Origin of the sequence: Jujubicoccus corallicola, assembly GCF_047345645.1 — a bacterium.
Classification (GTDB): domain Bacteria; phylum Pseudomonadota; class Alphaproteobacteria; order Rhodobacterales; family Rhodobacteraceae; genus JBLEFH01.
Genome location: NZ_JBLEFH010000003.1, coordinates 28,947 through 50,896, shown reverse-complemented (window position 1 = coordinate 50,896; position 21,950 = coordinate 28,947). Strand labels below are relative to the sequence as shown.

The window sequence follows — 21,950 nt, the reverse complement described above, 5'->3', positions numbered from 1 at the left end:
ACCACCAAATCGATACCCGTTCTGCGTTCAAATCGCTTTGAACGTTGAAAAACATAGGTTTCGTATGCGCAGAAAATTGCCTTTCTGCTTGTCAGAACGCAAAGAATCCCCCTAACATTCTCGCATCATCCGGCGGCAAAGCGTTTTGCCGCTGATGGCGGGGCAGCAATTCTGTCCCACAGAGAACAACAAGGGAGTGATCATGTTCACGAAAACCATGAAGATGCTGGCTGCTGGCACCGCGCTGGTAAGCGTTGCGGGGGTAGCTCAGGCACAGGAAGAGACCTTCATCAATATCGGCACCGGCGGTCAGACCGGCGTGTATTACGTTGTGGGCCAGTCGATCTGCCGTCTGGTGAACCGCGGCACCGCCGAGCATGGGCTGAAATGCACCGCGCCCTCGACGGGCGGCTCGGTGGCCAATATCAACGCCATCAAGGCGGGCGACCAGACCATGGGTGTGGCCCAGTCCGACCAGCAATATTACGGCTATAACGGCGAAGAGAGCTTTGCAGATGGCGGCGCCATCGAAAATCTCCGCGCTGTGTTCTCGGTCCACCCGGAGCCGTTCACCGTTGTCGCACGTACCGATGCGGGCATCGAGAGCTTTGAAGATCTCGCCGGCAAGCGTGTGAATATCGGCAACCCCGGCTCGGGCCAGCGCGCGACCATGGATGTCGTGATGAACGCCATGGGCATGACCACCGATGACTTCGCCCTCGCTTCGGAGCTGAAAGCCACCGAGCAGGCGCAGGCCATGTGCGACAACAAGATCGACGCCTTCGTCTATCAGGTCGGCCATCCGAATGGCTCGATCCAGGAAGCCTTCTCCTCCTGCGACGCGAATTTCGTGGCCGTGGAAGGCGATGCGATCGACGCGCTGATCGAAGAAAACCCGTTCTACGCAGCGGCAACGATCCCGGCGTCGGCCTATGAAGGCATCGAAGAAGACACCAACACCTTCGGTGTGCGCGCGACCTTCGTGTCGTCCTCCGATGTGGATGAAGAAACTGTCTATCAGGTGGTGAAAGCCGTCTTTGACAATTTCGACCGCTTCAAGGGCCTGCACCCGGCATTTGCCGAGCTGAGCCAGGAAGAAATGGTTCAGGCGGGTCTCTCCGCACCGCTCCATGATGGCGCGGCGCGTTACTACCGCGAACAGGGCTGGGTCGAGTAACCCGCCTATGGGGCCTCCGGAGATTCCGGGGGCCTCTTTTTCGTGTGCTCGCGGGTAACGGGCGCGGCGCGCGAAACTGGTCTTTGCCGCATAACAAAAAGTAAGGGAGAACGGCATGAGTCACACCGATGAGCAACACGGCCTGAGCCAGTCAGAACTGGACGAAATGGTCGCAGCCAGCGACACAGGAGGGCGGAACCCGACCGGACCGGTTGGCACCTTGCTTCTTGTTGTGGCGCTTTGTTGGTCGCTGTTCCAGCTCTGGATCGCGTCTCCCATTCCCTTCGCGCTGAATTTCGGCGTGTTCAACGATACCGAAGCGCGGTCGATCCATCTCGGCTTTGCGATCTTCCTCGCCTTTTGCGCCTATCCGGGTGCGCGCTCGCCGGTGCAGCTTGTCATTGGCGTCGGCATCCCGCTGCTTTTGGCGTTCCTCTTCATGTTCGGCGCGAAAGATGCGGTCCCGACATGGTGGATCCCGGTGGTCGCCCTCGCGGTGGCGGGCGGCGTTCTGCTTGGCTCGCCCAAGGATCACGTGGCCCCCTGGGAGTGGGCCATGGCCATCGTCGGCACCCTCGCGGCGCTTTATTACTACATCTTCTACGCGGATATTGCGGGCCGTGTCGGCGCGCCGATCCTTCAGGATTACGTCGCCGCCGTGATCGGCATCATGCTGCTTCTCGAAGCCACCCGCCGCTCGCTTGGGCCGGCGCTGGTTATCGTGGCCTCCGTTTTCCTCGTCTACACCTTCCTCGGCCCCTATATGCCGAACCTCATTGCCCATAAGGGCAACTCGCTCTCCGAAGTGGTGAACCACCAGTGGATCACGACCGAGGGCGTGTTCGGCATCGCGCTCGGGGTTTCGACGAGCTTCGTGTTCCTCTTCGTCCTCTTCGGCTCGCTGCTCGACAAGGCCGGGGCAGGGAACTACTTCATCCAACTGGCTTTCTCGCTCATGGGGCACATGCGCGGCGGACCGGCGAAAGCGGCGGTTGTCTCCTCGGCGATGACGGGCCTGATCTCGGGCTCCTCCATCGCGAACGTGGTGACCACCGGCACATTCACCATTCCGCTCATGAAAAAGGTCGGCTTCTCGTCTGAGAAAGCCGGTGCGGTTGAGGTGGCCTCCTCGGTCAACGGTCAGATCATGCCGCCCGTCATGGGCGCGGCCGCGTTCCTGATGATCGAATATGTCGGCATTCCTTACACCGAAGTCGTCAAACACGCCTTCGTGCCTGCGGTGATCTCCTATATCGCCCTCGTTTACATCGTCCATCTTGAGGCGCTGAAATCGGGGATGCAGGGCCTGCCGCGCTCCTACGAGCCAAGCCCGCTGAAACAGCGCCTGCTCGGGATTGCCATGGCGATCATCTTCGTCTGCGTACTGAGCTTCGCGGTCTATTACCTGATGGGCTGGATCAAACCCGCCTTCGGGGACGCCGCGCCTTACGTGATCTTCGCGCTTTTGACCGCCGCCTATCTCTTCCTGCTCTGGATCGCCTCGAAAGAGGAACCGCTGGAAATGGATGTGGAGGACGAGATTAAAGCGTTGCCCAAGCCCGGCCCCGTGGCCCGCTCCGGCTATCACTATATCCTTCCGGTGGTTGTCCTCGTCTGGGCGCTGATGGTGGAACGCCTGTCGCCGGGTCTCTCGGCCTTCTGGGCAAGCTGCTTCATGATCTTCATCCTCGTCACACAGCGCCCGATTCTCGCGATCATGCGTAAGGCGGGGGATGTCGGGGCGGAACTGCGCTCCGGTATTGGCGATCTCGTGGAGGGCCTCGTCTCGGGCGCCCGCAACATGATCGGCATCGGCATCGCGACCGCGACCGCCGGCATCATCGTTGGCGCGGTTAGCCAGACCGGCGTGGGCTCCGCGCTTGCCGAAGTCATCGAAGTGCTCTCGGGCGGCAATATCCTCGCGATCCTTGCACTGACGGCCTTCCTGTCGCTGGTGCTGGGGATGGGCCTGCCGACCACGGCGAACTATATCGTCGTCTCGTCGCTGCTCGCCCCGGTCATCGTGACCCTTGGCCAGCAGAACGGGCTGATCGTGCCGCTGATCGCGGTCCACCTCTTCGTGTTCTATTTCGGGATCATGGCCGATGTGACGCCCCCTGTGGGCCTCGCGAGTTTCGCCGCCGCCGCCGTCTCCGGCGGGGACCCGATCAAGACCGGTGTGGTCGCCTTCATCTACTCGCTGCGCACGGCGCTTCTGCCCTTCCTCTTCATCTTCAACACCGATCTGCTCTTGATTGATGTGGGATGGGTGCAGGGCATCTTCGTCTTCATCACGGCGACGATTGCGCTCCTCTTGTTCTCAGCGGCGATGCAGGGCTGGTTCCTCGATCGCAACAAGATCTGGGAGACGGCCGCGCTGGTGCTGATCGCCTTCACGATCTTCCGTCCGGGCTTCTGGATGGACATGGTCTCGCCGCCCTATGTGGAACGCGAGCCCGCCGAGATCGTGCAGGCGGCGGAGAATACCGAAGCGGGCGAGGCGCTGCGCCTCCGGGTCTCGGGCATCGACCAATATGGCGAGCCGCTGGAGTTCGTCGCGCTGGTCGAGATGTCCGACGCAGCTTCCGGGGACCAGCGGATCGCCGATGCGGGCATCACCCTTGTCGAGCGTGACGGGGCGACCATTATCGACGATGTGGCCTTCGACAGCGCCGCCGCCGAAGCGGGTCTCGACTGGGATCAGGAAGTCCTATCGGTCCAGCGCCCGGTGCCGCAACCGTCGAAATACCTGCTCTACATCCCGGCCTTCCTGCTGCTCGCCCTCGTCATCTGGGCACAGCGCCGCCGCAACCCCCACGGCCGCGGCGACACCGAAGCCCGGGCGGAAGAGCAGGGGCTGACCTAAGCGGGATCGGTTGAGATGAGAAAAGAAAAACGGCCCTTCGGGGCCGTTTTAAATTATTAACTGCTGAGATTTCCAAAAATGAATAATGATATATATCTAGCTTTCTCAAAGGCCTTGCGAATAGAGCGATCTGACATTTTCGGTTCAGAAGATCAGCAAATGCCGATCAGCGAACCCTTAGATGCGATCATACCACAGGCTGGATTTGTTGGGCGCGACTATCAGAAAGGTGGAACCGTATTGCTAGGTATTAACCCGGGAGGTGGTGGCGATACATATATTAGGACAGCGGAAGATGCGGACCTCCTGCCATTGATCGAAAGGTGCCGCGAAGGTGAAGCCTCCCTCGAAGAGACATTGGCTCTTTGTGAAAAGTGCGCGACAAATATGCAAACTTGGAACCTGTGGCGAATTGTCGAACCGGTCTTACAAGCTTGCGGAGAAAACCAGTCTGAGATTGCTTATTTAAACTGGTGTCCTTTTCGGACGCGGTCGGACAAAATGCCGCATGCCCACGTGATGCGTCGTTGTCGCGAAGTCTACCTGCTTCCTATTATCGACAAGCTAGCGCCAAGCCGGATTATTGCGCTTGGAAAGAAGGTTGGAGCTTGGTTGGAAAAAGAGCCTATCGGTGCAACTGAAAGATACATAGTTCCTCGGACGATAGGCGATAGCTACTTAAGCGCTGAAGCAACAGAGGTTCTGGCCGATATAGCTAGATCTTCGAATTAGCCGAAAATAGTGCCGGTTATTAGTAATTTTGACGATCTGAATACTTCAATCCTGAAACTTATAAAGCGGCATCGTAAAGCGCTATAATTCTATCGCCACGATGCCGCCTTTGAGCCTTATCTGTCCAAGCTAAATTGCTTACTCACGCCGCCTCCGTATCCACCTCTTCGCTCTCATCCGGCGCGATCATCTCGGCCACCGTTTTCGTCAGCGTGATCATCCCGAGATGCTCGCCACCCTCGTCCACGATATTGGCGAAGCGTACTTCGGCGTTGGTCAGCTCGCGGGCGGCTTGTTCGAGGAGCGTGTCCTTGGGGAGCGTCACCGGGGTTTCGGCCCGCTCGCCCTTGCGCAGGATGGATTTGACCGTGATGACCTTGCCGCGGTTCACCTCCCGCACGAAGCTTTCGATATAGTCATCCGCAGGGCGCAGGACGATCTGCTCGCCGGTGCCTTGCTGGATCATCGCGCCGTCGCGCAGGATGGCGATCTTGTCCCCGAGGCGCAGGGCCTCATCAAGGTCGTGGGTGATGAAGACGATGGTCTTTTGCAACTCCTCCTGAAGGTCCAGAAGGACCGACTGCATGTCCATGCGGATCAGCGGGTCGAGGGCGGAAAAGGCCTCATCCATGAGCAGGATATCGGCGTCATTGGTGAGCGCGCGCGCAAGGCCGACGCGCTGCTGCATGCCGCCCGAAAGCTGGTTGGGATAGTGGTCCTCATAGCCCTTGAGGCCGACGCGCTCGATCCATTTCTGGCCGCGCTGGCGCGCCTCGCTGTCCTTGATCCCCTGAATTTCCAGCCCATAGATCGTGTTGCCCATCACCGTGCGGTGCGGCAGGAGGCCGAATTTCTGGAACACCATCGCGGTCTTGTGGCGGCGGAACTCGCGCAGGGCGTTCGGGGACATCTGCACGATGTCGCTGCCCTGATAAATCACCTCGCCCGCCGTCGGCTCGATGAGCCGGTTGATATGGCGGATGAGGGTCGATTTGCCGGAGCCCGAGAGGCCCATGACGACGGTGATCTTGCCGCCGGGCATGGTCAGGTTGATGTCGTTGAGGCCGAGGACATGGTTGAATTTTTCGTTCAACTCCTCCTTGCCCATGCCGTTCTTGACCTTCTCGACCATCGCTTGAGCGTCCGGCCCGAAAATCTTGTAAAGATTGCGGATTTCAATATCAGCCATGGACGACCTCCGAATGTTTCTGAAGACGTTTGCCATAAGCCTGCGTCGCGCGGTCGAAGATGATCGCGATGGCGACGATGGCCAGGCCGTTCATGACGCCCAAGGTAAAATACTGGTTATTAACCGCTTGCAGAACCGGCTGGCCAAGTCCGCGCACCCCAATGAGCGAGGCGACGACGACCATGGCGAGGCTCATCATAATGGTCTGGTTGACGCCCGCCATAATGGTCGGGAGCGCCAGCGGCATTTGCACATCTTTGAGCTTCTGCCAGCCATTCGCACCAAACGCATCGGCGGCCTCGATCACCTCGGAGGAGACGAGACGGATGCCCAAATTGGTCAGGCGGATGATCGGCGGGATGGCGTAGATGACCACCGCGATCACGCCCGGCACCTTGCCGAGGCCGAAGATCATCACGACCGGAATGAGATAGACGAAGCTCGGCATCGTCTGCATCAAATCGAGAATGGGGATGATGATGGATTGCATCCGGTCCGAGCGGGCCATGATGATGCCGATGGGGATGCCGAGAACGATGGCAATCAGCGCGCAAACGGTGATCATGGCAATGGTGCGCATCGTGTCTTCCCACATGCCGAAATAGCCGATCAGCAGCATAGCGATGATCGTGCCGACGGTGATCTTGGTGCTGCGGCTCATGATCCAGACGAGGCCCGCGAGCCCCGCGAGGACCAGCACCCAAGGGCTGTCGATGAGCAGATCCTCGAAGAAGATCAGCAGCGTTTCGATCGGTTCAAAAAGGTTTTCCAGCGTTTCGCCATAGGCGCGGGTGAAGCCCTGAAAGGCGGTGTCGATGGCGATCCGCATATCCCTCAGATCACCGCGCCCCATGGCGGGAAAATCAACAAAATCCATAATTCATCCTGTGGGTAAAAAGGCCGGGAACGAGCCCCGGCCTTTGTGTGTTTAGATCGCGTCCCTGACCTTTTCGGCGGTCTCGTCATCGAGCCAGGCGGTCCAGACATCCTCATAGTTTTCAAGGAAATACCAGGCGCCATCCTCATTGGTGGCCTGATTGTCGCCCATCCAAGCGAGCAGCTCGTTCACCGTGTCATTCGACCAGGCGCGCTCACCGAGATAGTCCATCGTAATCTGGTTGCTCTCGGCGAATTCCTTGGTCACGGCGGTGAACACATCCGAGCGCGGCCATTCGTTCAGCGCTGGCTCGGGGCAGTTGTTGACCACGGTGCACTCATCCCACTGCTCGCGGTTATGCTCGACGCCAAGCTCCAGCTTGGTCATCTCATATTTGCCGAGGATCGCCGTCGGGGCCCAGTAATAGCCGAGCCAGCCTTCGTCGCGGTTAAACGCACGGGCAATCGAGCCGTCGAGGCCCGCGGCCGAGCCGGGATCGACGATTTCAAACCCTTTGTCCTCCGCACCAAGCGCACGGGCTTGGTTCTCGGTGATGATCTGGCAAGCCCACCCCGACGGGCAGCTAAAGAACGCGCCCTTACTGTCATCTTCCGCACCGGGGAAGAGTTCCGGCTTGGCGAGTGCATCCTCGATGGTCACGATGTCATGCTCTTCGGCAAGCGCGGTCGGCACCCAGAAGCCTTCGACTCCGCCATCGGTCAGGATTTCCGAGGCGATGATGATGCGGCCTTCCTCGGTCGCTTTGTCGAGCGGGATTTTCACCGCATTGACCCAGAGCTCGGGGGCCAGATCCGGCTCGCCCTTTTCGTTCATCGAGGTGAAGGTGGGGACGGTGTCTCCCGTGACGAGACCCACATCGCAGCCATAGCCTTCTTCCAAAATGATCTTGTCGACCCATGCGGCGAGACCCGCCGAGGCCCAGTTCATCTCCGCAATCGTCACATCGCCGCACTCTTCCTGCGCCAAAGCAGGGGTGGCCAGCGCACCAAGTGCCGCCGCAGTGGTTGCCGAGAGAAGTGTCTTTCGGGAAAGCTTCATTGTCATCCTCCTGTCAGGGATTTTTTGGCGTCCTGTTAGGACACGCTTTACGTTCACTGTTCCCTAATGTGAAACAAGCGAGACCAGATTGCAAATCGCGCTCCCGCAGCGCAACGTGAAGAGCGCTCCGATGCCGCATAAGTGACGCTGCGTCACGGGGCTCGCTTGTGCGGCGGTGCTGGGCGAAACTGTGAAATGACAAAGGGGGGGCTTTATGCAGGCGGCGGGTGATCTATCCGGGATGTTCGCGGCGATGAAGGCGGCGCAGGCGGCGGAGCCTTATCCTGACTACCAGACGCGGCTCAAACGGCTCAAGGCGCTGGAGGCGGCGCTGGAGCGCTATGAGGACCGGTTTTTAGCGGCGCTTGATGCGGATTTCGGCGGGCGAAGTCCTTGGGAAAGCCGGTTTTATGACACCATTCAGGCCATCGGTGCCGCGCGACAGGCGCGGCGGAATCTGCGGCGCTGGATGCGGGCGCGCCATGTGACCCTCGCGCCGAATATGTGGCCTGCGACGGGCCGGATCGTGCCGCAGCCAAAGGGCGTTGTCGGGATCATCGGGCCGTGGAATGTGCCGCTCAACCTGACGCTGTCGCCGCTCGCTGCGGCCCTTGCGGCGGGCAATCGCGTGATCCTGAAACCCAGTGAGTTTGTTCCCGAAACGTCAACAATCCTCGCGCAGATGATCGGCGAGATTTTCGCGCCGGACGAGGTGGCGGTGGTCACGGGCGGGGCGGATGTGGCGCAGGCCCTGACCGCGCTGCCGCTCGACCATCTGCTCTTCACAGGGGCGACGGAGATTGGCCGAAAAGTCGCGCTGGCGGCGGCGCAGACCCTGACGCCGGTGACGCTGGAACTTGGGGGCAAATCTCCGGCCATTGTCGCTGAGGATGCGGATCTCGCCTATACCGCGCAGCGTTTGGCCCATGGCCGCGTCGCCAATGGCGGCCAGCTTTGCGTCGCGCCGGATTACGCCATTTTGATCGGCCACGACCCGCGCGCCTTTGCCGAAAAGGTCGCGGCGGCGTGGCGGGAGATGTATCCGGACGGGCTGGCGACCGAGGCGCTCGGAGCGATCATCAACGACGCGCATCTGGCGCGGGTGACGGCGCTTTTGAAGGAGGCCGAGGCGCGCGGAACCGAGATCATCGCGCCTTTCGGCACCACCCCGCAAAACGGAAAAATGCCGCCCGTGGCGCTGGTGAACCCGCCGGAGGATGCGCGGATCATGCGCGAAGAGATTTTCGCGCCGCTTCTCCCCATTCTCTCCCTGCCAGACCGCACAGCCGCGCAAGCCTTTGTCGCCGCGCGCCCGCATCCCCTGGCGCTTTATCTCTTCACGCAGGACGCAGACACCCGCGAAGCGTGGACGAGAGAGAGCCTGTCCGGCGGCATGGCGGTCAACGACACGATCCTGCAAGTCGGCGCGCATGTGCTGCCCTTTGGCGGGATCGGCGCGTCCGGCATGGGTGCCTATCATGGGGATGCGGGGTTCGAGACCTTCAGCCACATGAAGCCCGTGGTGATCCAACGCCGACCGTCGCTGTCGCACCGTTATGTCGCGCCCTATGGCCGGTTGGCGCAGTGGGTGGTGCGGCTCTACAAACGCACGATTTGAGGGGGTTGCGCCGCGCCCTTCCGCCCGTCAGGGTGGGCGCAAACGGGAGGGCATCATGGACCATCACTTCGCGCACTACCCAAGCCTGAAGGGCAAATCCGTCATCATCACCGGCGGCGCGAGCGGCATTGGCGGCGAGATGACGCGCGGCTTTGCGGAGCAGGGCGCCAAGGTCGGGTTCATCGACTTCAACGCCGAAGCGGGCCGCGCCATGGCCGAGGAGACCGGCGCGACATTTGCCGAGGCGGATCTACGGGACATCGACGCGCTGAAAGCCGCGATTGCGGAACTGGCGTCGGCGAATGGCCCGGCACAGATCCTCGTCAATAACGCTGCCCGCGATGATCGCCATGGCTGGGAAGAGGTCACGCCGGACTATTGGGACGAGCGTTTCGCCACAAATCTGCGCCATATGTTCTTTGCCATTCAGGCAGTTGCGCCGGGAATGATTGATGCCGGGGGCGGGTCGATCATCAATATGGGCTCGAACAGCTGGTGGGAGGCGTCGGGCGGGATGCCGGCCTACACCACGGCGAAATCGGCGGTGCATGGGCTGACGCGCGGCATGGCGCGCGATCTCGGGCCGCACCGGATCCGCGTCAACACGGTCGTGCCCGGCTGGATCATGACGGAGCGCCAGAAAGAGCTGTGGGTGACGCCCGAGGCCATCGAAAACCACCGCAAAAACCAATGTTTGCCCGATCTGATCGACCCGGTGCATGTCGCTCGGATGGTGCTGTTTCTGGCCTCCGACGATGCGGCGATGGTCACGGCGAATAATTTCATGGTCGAGGCGGGCTCGATCTGAGCCGCATTGACCCGGAGGCCGCCGCTTTCTATCGTCACGCGGACCAATGAGGGGACCCCCATGACGCATGCCATAACCGTTCTCAACGGCCCGAATCTCAACCTGCTCGGCCAGCGCCAGCCGGAGATTTACGGGCGCGAAACCCTCGCGGATGTGGAAGCGCTGTGCCGGGAGGGGCTGCCTGCGGGCTATGATCTCGTCTTTGAACAGTCGAACCATGAGGGCGCGCTGGTCGAGATGATCCATCGCGCGCGGGAGACTTCCGCGGCGATCATCATCAACCCGGCGGCCTATAGCCACACTTCCGTCGCCATTTTTGATGCGCTCAATGCCTTCGAGGGGATCGTGATCGAGGTGCATATCTCCAACATCCACAAGCGCGAGTCGTTTCGCCATCATTCTTATGTCAGCGCCCGCGCCGACGGGGTGATTTGTGGTTTGGGCATAGAGGGTTACGCGCTTGCCATGCGCCGGATTGCATCGCTGCTTGCATCCGCGGGCCAAATTGGTAATTGAACCCGTTCCGCGTTATGCTCGCGGGGGTGACTGCAAGGAGACAGGCAGATGAGCGAAGCACGCGCCGTTGTTGAGGCCGATCTCAGCCCGAAGCCTGAGCGCTGGTGGCAGAAGGATGCCGTCTGGGACGAGGTGCGGGCCGAAGCGGATCGTTGGGCCCATCTGAATGACGATCCGGTTGCGCAGCGTTTTGGCCGCGATTTGCTGGCCGCCGACAGTCTCGAAGCGGCGATTGCGATGCGCCTGGCCGCGATTCTGGCGAGTGATGCGATGCCCAAAGACGCGCTGCGCGAGACCTTTCTGGCCCATGCGGGGGCGTTGAGCGACACCGCCTGGCGGGATCTCGTCGCGATCGTTTCGCGCGATCCGGTGGCGAAAACGCCGCTGCGGCCGCTCTCGTTTTTCAAAGGATTTCATGGGATTAGCGCTCAGCGTCTGGCCCATGACATGCTCGGCGCGGGCAAGGAAGCCTTTGCGATCTGGCTGCAAAACCGGGTCAGCTATGTGATGAATATGGATATTCACCCGGCCGCCCCGATTGGTCACGGCATCATGGTGGATCACGCCAGCGGGCTGGTGATCGGCGAGACGGCGGCGGTTGGCAACAACGTCTCGATGCTCCACGGCGTGACCCTTGGCGGCACCGGCAAGGAAGGCGGCGACCGGCATCCCAAGGTTAGCGACGGTGTGCTGATCGGGGCGGGGGCGAAGATCCTCGGCAATATCCGCATCGGCGAATGCGCGCGCGTCGCGGCGGGTTCGGTCGTTCTGGAAAACGTGCCGGACCGGACCACTGTTGCCGGCGTTCCCGCGCGGGTGGTCGGTACCTCTGGCTGCCCGGAACCCGCCCGCACGATGGACCAGCATTTCCACACCACCGATTAACCCCCAAAAACGGCGAAAAAATGCTATTCTGCCCGCAGGGTTGGGGAGGATATCATGGTTAGATCTTGGGTTTTTATGGCCGCGCTGCTGGTCAGCGCACCGGCATTTTCATGGGATTTGGAGCAATCAGACGGCGTTGCGCGGACGATGACGGCGACGGGTCCGTTTGATCTGACGCTGTCTTGCAAGCGCGGGCAGGGGGAGTATCTGGACCTCTTTCTGGGCGACCGGGAGCGGCGCGGCGTTTCAGGGGGTTAGCGGCGTGATGGTCTGGATCAGCGCGCCCGATGGCCGCACCGCGCGTCATGCGGTGGATGTGGTGAAAGAAGGGCCGGGGCTCCGCGGGCCGTTTTACACAAGCGATGTGGTGCTGGAGCAGTTTCAGAATGGCGCGCGGATGGTGGTGGACAGCCCGATGACACGGCGGATGTTTATCGACACGGATATGCGCGGCACCGGCGCGGCGCGTCTCGCCTTTCTGGAGCAATGCGGGATCTGACGCGCTCAGGCTTTGCGCAACTCGCTCTGTGATTTCAGCACCTTGTCACCGTCCTCCTGCTCAATCAGGAAGGCGGGTTCGTCTGCGCTGGCCTCGCGGGTGACCTCGGTGCCCTTGATGCTGCGGGTGACTTTTTCGGTAAAGCGCTCGGTAACCTTCCCGGTCCCGGTGCCCTGGCCCCAATCCCATTCGACGGTGTCGCCGACCTTTATCTCCGCCATGTCTCTTCCTCCAAAAGAAAAAGCCCGGCGCGAGGGCCGGGCTTCTTTGGTCTGCGGCGTTACGCCAGCATCGTCATCGGGTTCTCGATATAGCCCTTGAAGGCCTGCAGCCATTGGGCGCCGAGCGCGCCGTCGATCACGCGGTGATCGACCGAGAGCGTCACGGACATCACCGTTTTGACGACGACCTGATCGCCATCGACCACCGGCTTTTTCACGCCCGCACCGACCGCGAGGATCGAGGCATGGGGCGGGTTGATGACCGCATCGAAATTCTCGACGCCGAACATGCCCAAGTTGGAGACCGCGAAGCTGCCGCCCGAATATTCCTCGGGGGAGAGCTTGCCGTCACGGGCGCGGCCCGCCATGTCCTTCATCTGTGCGGAGAGGGCCGAGAGGCTCTTGTGATCCGCATCCTTGAGGACCGGCACGAAGAGCCCGCCATCGACCGCCACGGCGACGCCGACATCGGAACGCTCCATTTTCAGGATCTTGTCGCCCGCCCAAACGGCGTTGCAATCGGGTACATCCTGAAGGGCCAGCGCGCTCGCCTTGATGACGAAATCGTTGACCGAGAGCTTCACGCCCTTTTCCTCAAGCTGCTTGTTGAGCTGCGAGCGGAAGGAGAGCAGCTCGTCGAGGATGATCTCGCGGCGCAGATAGAAATGCGGGATGGTCTGCTTCGCCTCGGTGAGGCGGGCGGCGACCGTTTTGCGCATCCCGTTGAGTTTGACCTCTTCGTAATTGCGGCCTTCGTAGATCTTCGCGACGCCGCTGGCATCCGCTGCGGGCGCTTTCGCGGCCCCGGCATCGGATTTGTCCTCGGCGGCAGGAGCGGCTCCCGGTTTGGCGTTCTCTACATCGGCTTTGACGATCCGGCCTTTCGGGCCAGAGCCTTTCACCGACGCGAGATCAATGCCCTTCTCCTTGGCAATGCGCCGCGCGAGGGGGGAGGAGAAAATCCGCTCCCCGTCCTTTTTCGGCGCCGCGCCTGCGGCGGGCTGATCGACCTTTTGATCGGAGGCGGGCTTGTCGTCCTCGGGCGGTTTGGACTCGGCTTTCGCCTCCTCCTTCGGCGCGTCTTTCGACCCGCTATCGCCGCCGGACTCCTTGATATCATCCGCGCTTTCGCCGTCTTCGAGCAGGACCGCAATCGGCGTGTTCACTTTCACGCCCTCGCTGCCCTCCTCAATCAGGATCTTGCCGATGGTGCCTTCATCGACCGCTTCGAACTCCATCGTCGCCTTGTCGGTCTCGATCTCGGCAATGATGTCCCCGGAGTTGACCTCATCGCCTTCCTTGACGAGCCATTTTGCGAGCGTCCCTTCCTCCATGGTGGGGGAGAGCGCCGGCATGAGGATTTCAGTTGGCATAATCTTTCCTCACTTGTAGCAAACGGTTTTCACAGCGGACATGACCTCATCGGTCGTGACCAGCGCGAGACGTTCGAGATTGGCCGCGTAGGGCATCGGCACATCTTTCCCGCAGACATTGATGACCGGAGCGTCGAGATAATCGAACGCCTGCTGCATCAGAACCGAGGTGATGTAATTGCCGACGGAGCTTTGCGGGAAACCTTCCTCGACGGTCACACAGCGATTGGTTTTCTTGACCGACTCGAGGATCGCATCGGTATCCATCGGGCGGATGGTCCGAAGGTCGATCACATCGGCGGAAATCCCTTCCTCTGCGAGCTTGTCGGCGGCTTCGAGCGCATAGGTCATGCCGATGCCGAAGGACACGATGGTCACATCGTCGCCCTCACGCCATTTGCGCGCCTTGCCGATCGGGACGGTGAAATCGTCCATATCGGGCACATCGAAGCTCTTGCCGTAAAGGATCTCGTTCTCCAAGAACACGACCGGGTTCGGGTCGCGGATCGCCGATTTTAGCAGACCCTTCGCATCGGCCGCGGAGTAGGGCTGAAGCACGATCAGGCCCGGCACATGGGAGTACCATGCCGCGTAATCCTGGCTGTGCTGCGCCGCCACGCGGGCCGCCGCGCCGTTCGGGCCGCGGAACACCATGGGCGCACCCATCTGACCGCCGGACATATAGCGCGTTTTCGCCGCCGAGTTGATGATCTGGTCAATCGCCTGCATGGCGAAGTTCCATGTCATGAACTCGACAATCGGTTTCAACCCGCCAAAGGCCGCACCAACCGCAAGGCCGGTAAAGCCATGCTCGGTGATCGGCGTGTCGATAACGCGCTTATCGCCGAACTCGTCGAGAAGCCCCTGCGAGATTTTGTAAGCGCCCTGATATTCGGCGACTTCCTCGCCCATCAGATAAACGCTTTCATCGGCGCGCATTTCCTCGGCCATCGCGTCGCGGAGCGCTTCGCGGACCGTTTGCTCCTTCATCTTGGTGCCTTCGGGGATTTCCTCGGCAGCGGGGGCAACATGTTTCGGCGCTTTCGGGCCGGAACCGCTATCCTCGTCGTCGCTCTCCTGACTTGCGGCGGGCGCATCATCGCCGCTGTCGGCTTTCGCCTCACCGCCACCCGAAGAGGCGGAGCCAATGTCATCGGCGCTCTCGCCCTCAGCCAGCAGAACCGCAATCGGCGTGTTGACCTTCACGCCCTCGGAGCCTTCCTCAACGAGGATTTTCCCGAGCGTGCCTTCGTCCACGGCCTCGAATTCCATCGTGGCCTTGTCGGTTTCGATCTCGGCGATGATATCCCCTGCGGCGATCTCATCCCCTTCTTTTTTCAGCCATTTCGCAAGGGTGCCTTCCTCCATGGTCGGCGACAATGCGGGCATCAGAATTTCAGTCGGCATTCAGTGCCCTCCTTATGCGTAAATCTCGGTGTAGAGCTCGGACTCATCCGGCTCCGGGCTGTCCTGCGCAAATTGCGCGGACTCGTTGACGATGGCCTTGATCTCCTTGTCGACCTCTTTGAGATCATCCTCGGTCGCCATGTCGTTCTCGATGAGCAGCTTGCGGACCGCGCCAATCGGGTCGCGCTCATCCTTCATCTTGTTCACCTCATCGCGGGTCCGGTATTTCGCCGGGTCCGACATGGAGTGGCCGCGATAGCGGTAGGTGTTCATTTCCAGAATATAGGGGCCTTTGCCGTCGCGGCAGTGCTTCATGGCTTTCTGGCCCGCCGCTTTCACGGCCAGAACGTCCATCCCGTCGACCGCTTCGCCCGGAATAGCGAAAGCTTCGCCGCGGGTGTAGAGGCTGGGGGTGGAGGAGCCACGCTTGAGCGAGGTGCCCATGGCGTATTGGTTGTTCTCGATGACGAAAATCACCGGAAGCTTCCAGAGCGAGGCCATGTTGAACGCCTCATAAACCTGTCCCTGGTTGGCCGCGCCATCCCCGAAATAGGTCATACAGACATTGTTGTTCTCTTTGTATTTATTGGCAAAAGCGAGACCCGCGCCAATCGGCACCTGCGCGCCGACGATGCCGTGACCACCGTAAAAGTCCTCTTCTTTCGAGAACATATGCATCGAGCCGCCCTTACCTTTGGAGTAGCCGCCCTCGCGGCCGGTCAGCTCGGCCATCACGCCTTTGGGGTCCATCCCGCAGGCGAGCATATGCCCGTGATCGCGGTAGGCCGTAATCATCTGATCGCCCTCGATGGACGCGGCCTCAAGGCCGACAACGACCGCTTCCTGACCGATGTAAAGGTGGCAGAACCCCCCAATGAGGCCCATGCCATAAAGCTGGCCAGCCTTCTCCTCAAACCGACGGATAAGGAGCATGTCCTTATACATCTTGAGCAATTCATCCTTCTTAGGGAGGGGGGGTGCCTTCGCTTTTGTGCTTCGGCTGGTCGATCTTGCTGTCGCCATGGCGTTTCCTCTAAAAGTAGTTAAACGTCTAACTATCAGTATAAAGAACGTGGCGTCACGGTGAAACCCATTTTTTCACCAAATTGTAAGCTTATTAACGGATGACGATTTCGTCGGCGGCAGTGAGGCCGAGAGTGGCGCGGGCGCGCTCGTCCAGAAGTTCCAGATCGAGATAATCATCGGAGAGGCGGCGCGTCTTGTTTTCGAGCGCCATGCGCCGGTCGGTCAGCGTGTCCAGCTCGCCCTGAAAGGCGTCCTGCGCACTTTCGATCTCGATCCGGCGGAAGATCCCGTGATCGCCGCTGATGGCCGTAAACGCAAAATATCCCGCCAGCGCGAAAAACGCGACCGGCGCGATCTTGCCAAAAGACCACCCTGCGAATGTGGGACGTTTGCTCATGCTGCCTGCTCTTATGTTTTGTTCACTATGGCAAAAGAAAAGCCTTGTGTGAATCCCCCAAGAGGGCAGGCGAATCAAAAAGGGCGCCAAAGCGCCCATTCTGAGTCATTTGTGCAACGGGGCGCGGCGCTTATGCCTTGCCCTTATAAATGTCGATCAGCTTGGAGAGCATGTCGAGCGCTTCCGCGCGCGGGCGCTGGAAGGTGTTGCGGCCGATGATCGAGCCATTGCCGCCGCCGTCACGGATTGCGCGGGCGTCGTCGTAAACGCTGTCCGAACCCTTCTTCGCACCGCCGGAGAAGACCACGATGCGGCGCCCGTTAAAGCTGGATTTCATCACATCTTCCACGCGTTTCGCTTGGCTGGAGAGGTCGATTTTCTCGTCCTCATAGACCTTCTTCGCTTCCTTCAGCGACAAATGGTCGCTGGAGAGCTTCACCTTGATGATATGCGCGCCGAGCAGCGCCGCGATCTGCGCCGCGTAGGAGCCGATATCCGCCGCCGTCTCGCCATCCTTGTCGAGCGCTTCGCCGCGCGGATATGACCAGATCACCGTGCCGATGCCGACGGATTCCGCTTCGGCGCGCATTTCCGCGATTTCCTCGAACATATCGAGCGCGGTGGAGGAGCCGGGATAGATGGTAAAGCCGATAAAGCCCGCACCGATGCGCAGCGCGTCCTGCACCGACGCGGTGATCGCCTGATCTTTCGGCGCTTCATTCGGGATGAGCGAGTTCGCGCTGTTGGCTTTCAGGATCAGCGGAAGCTGCCCCGCAAAGGTCTCCGCGCCCGCTTCCAGCATCCCGAGGGGGGCGGCGTAAGCGCTGAGGCCCGCGTCGAGCGCGAGCTGGAAATGGTAATGCGGATCGTAAGCCGCCGGGTTCACCGCGAAGCTGCGGGCCGGTCCATGCTCGAACCCTTGATCGACGGGGAGGATGATCATCTTGCCGGTTCCGCCCAGTTTGCCCTGCATCAGGATGCGGCAGAGATTGGCCTTCACGCCGGGGCTGGTGCCTTCGTAATTGGCCAGAATTTTCTGAACGGCTTTGGTCGCTTTCATCATGCTCTCCCGCATTGCATTGTTACGGGGTCGGGCTTAGCGAGCAGGGGGTGCGCAAACAACCCTGTGTGTGCGCTAACAGATTTTCACAGCGCTTTGAGGCGCATTTCACGCGGCGATCTCCCCAATCTGTGAGACCGCCGCGAGGTTTTGAGCTTAGCCGAGCGCGGCGACGCCGGGCAGGGTTTTGCCCTCCAGCCACTCCAGAAACGCGCCGCCGGCGGAAGAGACATAGGAGAAATCCTCGGCCACACCGGCGGCATTGAGCGCCGCCACCGTATCGCCGCCGCCCGCGACGGAGAGCAGCTTGCCCGCCTTGGTCAGTTCCGCCGCATGGCGCGCGGTGAGGTTGGTCGCGGTGTCGAACGGCTCGATCTCGAAGGCGCCGAGCGGGCCGTTCCAGACCAGCGTTTTCGATCCGTCAAAGGCCGCCTTGATCTCGTCAATCGCCTGCGGCCCGGCATCGAGGATCATCGCATCGGTCGGGCATTCGCTGACGATCTCATTGTCCGCGCCTGCCTTGAACTCCCGCGCGACGACGAAATCTTTCGGCAGGATGATCTCGCAGCCCGTGCCTTTCGCCTTCTCCATGATCTCCCGCGCGGTGCCTGCAAGATCATGCTCGCAAAGCGATTTGCCGACCTCATGGCCCTGCGCGGCGAGGAAGGTGTTCGCCATGCCGCCGCCGATCACCAGCTTGTCCACCTTGGCGATGAGATTGCCCAGAAGGTCGAGCTTGGTCGACACTTTCGCCCCGCCCACAACCGCCACCACCGGACGCTCCGGCGCAGACAGCGCCTGTTCCAGCGCGCGGAGTTCCTGCGCCATCAACTCGCCCGCGCAAGAGGGCAGCAGATGCGCGATCCCTTCGGTCGAGGCATGAGCGCGGTGCGCCGCCGAAAACGCGTCGTTGCAATAGACATCGCCAAGCGCCGCCAACTCCTTGGCATAGTCCGCATCATTGCTTTCCTCACCCGGATTGAAGCGGGTGTTTTCCATCAGGATCACCTCGGCCTCCGTCTCCGCGTCGTTGAACGCGACCTTGCGGCCAAGCGCGGATTCCAGCGCGGGCATGATCTGCTCAAGGCTCATCTCCGGCACGACCTTGCCCTTGGGGCGGTCGAAATGGGCGAGCAGGATCGGCTTGCCGCCCTTGTCGATGATCTTGTCGATGGTCGGCACGATGCGGTCGATGCGGGTCGTGTCCGTCACCTTGCCGTCTTTAACCGGCACGTTGAGGTCCACACGGGTGACCACGCGCTTGCCATTGAGGTCCATGTCGTCGAGGGATTTCCAGGCCATATTGGGCTCCTATCGCCAGAATGCGAGCCGGTCGATGGTCTCGATGAGAACCCCGCCGGCGAAGATCAGAATGCGGTCATCGTTAAGAAAGTGATCGGCGGCTATCGCACCGCCGATCAGAAGGGCTGTTATCAACAGTCCACGCGGGCCCATGCGTCAGAGCAGGGCGCGCGCCGCATCGGCCACGGCGTCCGCCGTGATCCCGAAATGTTTGTAAAGATCGCCCGCCGGTGCGGATGCGCCGAAGCCCTCCATCCCGACGAAAGCGGCCTTGCCGTCGCGCCCGCGCTCGCCCGTGAGCCAGCGGTCCCAGCCTTGCTGCACGGCCGCTTCCACGCCAACGCGCACGGCACCTGCGGGGAGAACCTTCTTGCGGTATTTCTCGTCTTGCTGCGCAAAAATCTCCATGGAGGGCATCGAGACGACACGGGTGCCAATCGCTTCCGCTTCCAGAATTTTCTTGGCTTCCATGGCGATGGAGACTTCCGAGCCAGTCGCGATCAGGATGACCCGGCGGCGGCCTTCGGATTCGGCGAGGATATAGGCACCGCGCGCCACTTCGCTTTGCGGCTTATAGCTGTCCCGCACCGCCGGCAGACCCTGACGCGAAAGCGCCAGCGTGGTCGGGCCGTCCGTATGGGTCAGCGCATATTCCCATGCCTCAAGGGTTTCCACCGCATCGGCGGGGCGGATCACGGTCATGTTCGGGATCGCCCGGAGCGCCGCGACATGCTCCACAGGCTGGTGCGTCGGGCCGTCCTCGCCGACCCCGATGGAGTCGTGCGTCATCACATAGGTCACCTGAATCCCCATCAGCGCGGAGAGGCGCATGGACGGGCGCGCGTAATCCGAGAAGGTCAGGAAGGTGCCGCCATAGGGGCGCACGCCGCCATGGAGCCGCATCCCGTTCATCGCCGCGGCCATGCCATGCTCGCGGATCCCGTAATGGACGTGACGCCCGGTGCGGTTGTCCACATCGAAGGTGCCAAGCCCGTCGGTGTTGGTGTTGTTCGAGCCGGTGAGATCCGCCGAGCCGCCGATGGTTTCAGTGACAATCGGGTTGATGACTTCCAGCGCGCGCTGCGAGGAGGCGCGGGTGGCGAGCTTCGGCTTCTCTTCAGCCAGCGTTTTCTTTTCCTTGCGGATCGCATTGGTCAGCTTTTTCGGCAGCTCATCAGCGAGCAAGCGGCGGAACTCATTGCCCTTGCCACCCTTCGCCGCCTCAACGCGGCCTTCCCATTCCTTGCGCTCTTCGGCGCCGCGCTGGCCAGCTTCTTCCCAAGCGGATTTGATGTCAGCGGGAATCTCAAACGGCCCATGCTCCCAGCCATACGCCTTGCGGGTGCCGGAAACCTCATCATCGCCGGTGATCGCGCCATGGGCTTTGTTGGTGTCCTGAAGTGTCGGCGCGCCGAAACCGATATGCGTTTTACACGCAATCATCACCGGCTTGCCGAAACCCTTCTTGGCTTTCGTAATCGCCGCGTCGATCTCGTCCGGGTTATGCCCGTCCACATCGAGAACTTCCCAGCCATGCGCCCTGAACCGCGCGCGCTGGTCGGTGACCGAGGAAAGCGAGACCTTACCGTCGATGGAAATATTGTTGTCGTCCCAGAACACGATCAGCCTCTCCAGCTCGTGACGACCCGCCAGACCAATCGCTTCCTCGCTGACGCCTTCCATCAGGCAGCCATCGCCCGCGATCACATAGGTGTGGTGATCGACCAGCTTCTTGCCGAATTTCGCCCGCAGATGCGCCTCGGCCATCGCAAAGCCAACCGAATTGGCGAGGCCCTGACCAAGCGGCCCGGTGGTCGTCTCGACCCCGTCCACATGGCCATATTCCGGGTGGCCCGCCGTGATCGAGCCAAGCTGGCGGAAATTGCGAATCTGCTCGATGGTCATGTCCTCATAACCGGTGAGATGCAGCAGACCATAGATCAGCATCGAGCCGTGACCCGCCGAGAGAATGAACCGGTCGCGGTCAAACCAGCGCGGCGCCTTGGCATCGAACTTCAGATGCTTGGTGAAGAGAACAGTCGCCACATCGGCCATCCCCATGGGCATCCCCGAATGGCCCGAATTGGCGGCGTCCACCGCGTCGAGGGCCAGCACACGCAGGGCGGTTGCTTTGTCCCAATGTTCCGGATGGGCGGATTTCAGCTCGGTCAACTCCATGGATAAGGTCTTTCTGCGTTAGGATATACAATCGTCCACCTGTGTTTGGCGTCCCGCGCCCCATTGGTCAAGCATTGGTGAAGGAATTGCCGATCTCGCTGCCCGCCCTTGCGCCGCTGCTTATAAGGGATAAAAAGGAGAGAACAGACAAAGGAGGTCGTTCATGGCGGATCTGGCCGGGCTCAAGGCTCGATTTGACAAGGCGCTGGCGAAGCTGGAAGCCCAGTCTGCTGCGGCGGGCGAGGGCGGCGATCTTGCGGCGGAAAACGCGAAGCTCCGCGCCGAGCTGGAAGCGCTCAAAGCCGAGCGGGAGCGGGATGTTTCCGAGCTGAACCAGCTTCTGGCCGAGCTTGGCCCGATGATCGAGAGGGAGGCGCAAAATGGCTAACGTAATGCTGAGCATTGGCGGGCGGGAGTATGAATTCACCTGCGAGCCGGGCGAAGAGGACAAGCTGAAACGCGCCGCCTCGCTCCTCGACGAGGAAGCCAGCCGGATCCTCGAAGGGGCCGGGGCCAGCGTCACTGAGTCGCGGATCATGCTGCTCTCGGGCATCCTCATCGCCGACCGCATCCTCGACCAAGAGCGCTCCTTCCGCGACCAACAAACCCGGATCAACAAGCTCGAAGCCTATATCCGCAACCTCGAAGCCGAGCGCGAACGCGGCTACGCCGACGCCGGCGCCGATGGCGGCGCAGCCGAGCGGATGGTCGAAGAGATGGTGAAAAAGCTGGAAGCGGCGGCGAAGTAAGCCGCGCGCTC

22 protein-coding genes are annotated in these 21,950 nt (G+C 61.1%); 11 read left to right on the top strand and 11 right to left on the bottom strand.

Annotated features, from left to right (window positions below; translation table 11 throughout):
• Positions 1–202: 202 nt before the first annotated feature.
• The 3 genes from ACMA5I_RS05405 (at position 203) to ACMA5I_RS05395 (ending at position 4,775) form a co-directional block, all read left to right on the top strand.
• Positions 203–1,177 carry a TAXI family TRAP transporter solute-binding subunit gene (locus ACMA5I_RS05405; RefSeq protein WP_525885222.1) on the top strand — a complete coding sequence of 325 codons (975 nt, stop codon included), beginning with the start codon at positions 203–205 and terminating at the stop codon, positions 1,175–1,177.
• A 115-nt stretch (positions 1,178–1,292) separates the two neighbouring features.
• Positions 1,293–4,043, top strand: coding sequence for a TRAP transporter permease (locus ACMA5I_RS05400; RefSeq protein ID WP_525885221.1), 2,751 nt, complete (start codon positions 1,293–1,295; stop codon positions 4,041–4,043).
• A 78-nt stretch (positions 4,044–4,121) separates the two neighbouring features.
• On the top strand, positions 4,122–4,775 hold the full coding sequence (locus ACMA5I_RS05395; RefSeq protein ID WP_525885220.1) for a hypothetical protein: 654 nt from the start codon (positions 4,122–4,124) through the stop codon (positions 4,773–4,775).
• A gap of 142 nt (positions 4,776–4,917) precedes the next feature.
• Here ACMA5I_RS05395 and ACMA5I_RS05390 read toward each other — a convergent pair whose 3' ends face one another.
• From ACMA5I_RS05390 to ACMA5I_RS05380, 3 genes are read right to left on the bottom strand one after another with little or no spacing between them, the layout of a single operon-like run.
• Positions 4,918–5,964, bottom strand: a complete 1,047-nt coding sequence (locus tag ACMA5I_RS05390; RefSeq protein WP_525885219.1) for a quaternary amine ABC transporter ATP-binding protein — start codon at positions 5,962–5,964, stop codon at positions 4,918–4,920.
• Positions 5,957–6,841, bottom strand: a complete 885-nt coding sequence (locus tag ACMA5I_RS05385; protein ID WP_525885218.1) for an ABC transporter permease — start codon at positions 6,839–6,841, stop codon at positions 5,957–5,959. Before ACMA5I_RS05385 ends, ACMA5I_RS05390 begins: the two co-directional genes overlap by 8 nt.
• A 51-nt stretch (positions 6,842–6,892) precedes the next feature.
• On the bottom strand, positions 6,893–7,900 hold the full coding sequence (locus ACMA5I_RS05380; protein ID WP_525885217.1) for an ABC transporter substrate-binding protein: 1,008 nt from the start codon (positions 7,898–7,900) through the stop codon (positions 6,893–6,895).
• 214 nt (positions 7,901–8,114) lie between these two features.
• On the opposite strand from ACMA5I_RS05380, the gene ACMA5I_RS05375 reads away from it, so the two are divergent.
• The 6 genes from ACMA5I_RS05375 to ACMA5I_RS05350 are packed head-to-tail and all read left to right on the top strand — an operon-like array spanning position 8,115 to position 12,226.
• Positions 8,115–9,518 (top strand): aldehyde dehydrogenase family protein, encoded by a 1,404-nt coding sequence (locus ACMA5I_RS05375; protein WP_525885216.1) that lies wholly within the window; start codon positions 8,115–8,117, stop codon positions 9,516–9,518.
• Positions 9,519–9,573: 55 nt separating this feature from the next.
• Positions 9,574–10,326, top strand: coding sequence for an SDR family NAD(P)-dependent oxidoreductase (locus tag ACMA5I_RS05370; RefSeq protein ID WP_525885215.1), 753 nt, complete (start codon positions 9,574–9,576; stop codon positions 10,324–10,326).
• Between the two features lie 60 nt (positions 10,327–10,386).
• Entirely contained in the window at positions 10,387–10,842 is a 456-nt protein-coding gene (aroQ, locus tag ACMA5I_RS05365; RefSeq protein WP_525885214.1) for a type II 3-dehydroquinate dehydratase, read from the top strand.
• Between the two features lie 48 nt (positions 10,843–10,890).
• Complete coding sequence (gene epsC / locus ACMA5I_RS05360; RefSeq protein ID WP_525885213.1) at positions 10,891–11,727, top strand: serine O-acetyltransferase EpsC; 837 nt, start codon at positions 10,891–10,893, stop codon at positions 11,725–11,727.
• Between the two features lie 54 nt (positions 11,728–11,781).
• Positions 11,782–11,985: a hypothetical protein gene (locus ACMA5I_RS05355; protein ID WP_525885212.1), complete on the top strand. Its 204-nt coding sequence runs from the start codon at positions 11,782–11,784 to the stop codon at positions 11,983–11,985.
• 4 nt (positions 11,986–11,989) lie between these two features.
• A complete protein-coding gene (locus tag ACMA5I_RS05350) occupies positions 11,990–12,226 on the top strand; it encodes a hypothetical protein (RefSeq protein ID WP_525885211.1) in 237 nt (78 codons plus the stop codon).
• Between the two features lie 5 nt (positions 12,227–12,231).
• Here ACMA5I_RS05350 and ACMA5I_RS05345 read toward each other — a convergent pair whose 3' ends face one another.
• The 8 genes from ACMA5I_RS05345 to tkt form a co-directional block, all read right to left on the bottom strand.
• On the bottom strand, positions 12,232–12,447 hold the full coding sequence (locus tag ACMA5I_RS05345) for an HVA1 family protein (RefSeq protein WP_525885210.1): 216 nt from the start codon (positions 12,445–12,447) through the stop codon (positions 12,232–12,234).
• A gap of 59 nt (positions 12,448–12,506) precedes the next feature.
• Positions 12,507–13,820 (bottom strand): pyruvate dehydrogenase complex dihydrolipoamide acetyltransferase, encoded by a 1,314-nt coding sequence (locus ACMA5I_RS05340; RefSeq protein ID WP_525885209.1) that lies wholly within the window; start codon positions 13,818–13,820, stop codon positions 12,507–12,509.
• Positions 13,821–13,829: 9 nt separating this feature from the next.
• Positions 13,830–15,227 carry a pyruvate dehydrogenase complex E1 component subunit beta gene (locus ACMA5I_RS05335; RefSeq protein WP_525885208.1) on the bottom strand — a complete coding sequence of 466 codons (1,398 nt, stop codon included), beginning with the start codon at positions 15,225–15,227 and terminating at the stop codon, positions 13,830–13,832.
• A 12-nt stretch (positions 15,228–15,239) separates the two neighbouring features.
• A complete protein-coding gene (pdhA, locus tag ACMA5I_RS05330; RefSeq protein ID WP_525885207.1) occupies positions 15,240–16,250 on the bottom strand; it encodes a pyruvate dehydrogenase (acetyl-transferring) E1 component subunit alpha in 1,011 nt (336 codons plus the stop codon).
• A gap of 94 nt (positions 16,251–16,344) precedes the next feature.
• Positions 16,345–16,650, bottom strand: coding sequence for an FtsB family cell division protein (locus tag ACMA5I_RS05325; RefSeq protein ID WP_525885206.1), 306 nt, complete (start codon positions 16,648–16,650; stop codon positions 16,345–16,347).
• A 130-nt stretch (positions 16,651–16,780) separates the two neighbouring features.
• On the bottom strand, positions 16,781–17,710 hold the full coding sequence (locus ACMA5I_RS05320) for a class I fructose-bisphosphate aldolase (RefSeq protein ID WP_525885205.1): 930 nt from the start codon (positions 17,708–17,710) through the stop codon (positions 16,781–16,783).
• Positions 17,711–17,866: 156 nt separating this feature from the next.
• The gene (locus ACMA5I_RS05315; RefSeq protein ID WP_525885204.1) at positions 17,867–19,012 is read right to left on the bottom strand and encodes a phosphoglycerate kinase; all 1,146 of its coding nucleotides are present in this window, start codon (positions 19,010–19,012) and stop codon (positions 17,867–17,869) included.
• 156 nt (positions 19,013–19,168) lie between these two features.
• On the bottom strand, positions 19,169–21,190 hold the full coding sequence (tkt, locus tag ACMA5I_RS05310) for a transketolase (protein ID WP_525885203.1): 2,022 nt from the start codon (positions 21,188–21,190) through the stop codon (positions 19,169–19,171).
• 163 nt (positions 21,191–21,353) lie between these two features.
• Here tkt and ACMA5I_RS05305 point away from each other — a divergent pair, with 163 nt between their 5' ends.
• Together ACMA5I_RS05305 and ACMA5I_RS05300 are read left to right on the top strand one after the other, a co-directional pair.
• Positions 21,354–21,578: a hypothetical protein gene (locus ACMA5I_RS05305; RefSeq protein WP_525885202.1), complete on the top strand. Its 225-nt coding sequence runs from the start codon at positions 21,354–21,356 to the stop codon at positions 21,576–21,578.
• Positions 21,571–21,939, top strand: a complete 369-nt coding sequence (locus ACMA5I_RS05300) for a cell division protein ZapA (protein WP_525885201.1) — start codon at positions 21,571–21,573, stop codon at positions 21,937–21,939. The genes ACMA5I_RS05305 and ACMA5I_RS05300 overlap by 8 nt, the downstream gene beginning before the upstream one ends.
• The last annotated feature ends 11 nt before the right edge of the window (positions 21,940–21,950 follow it).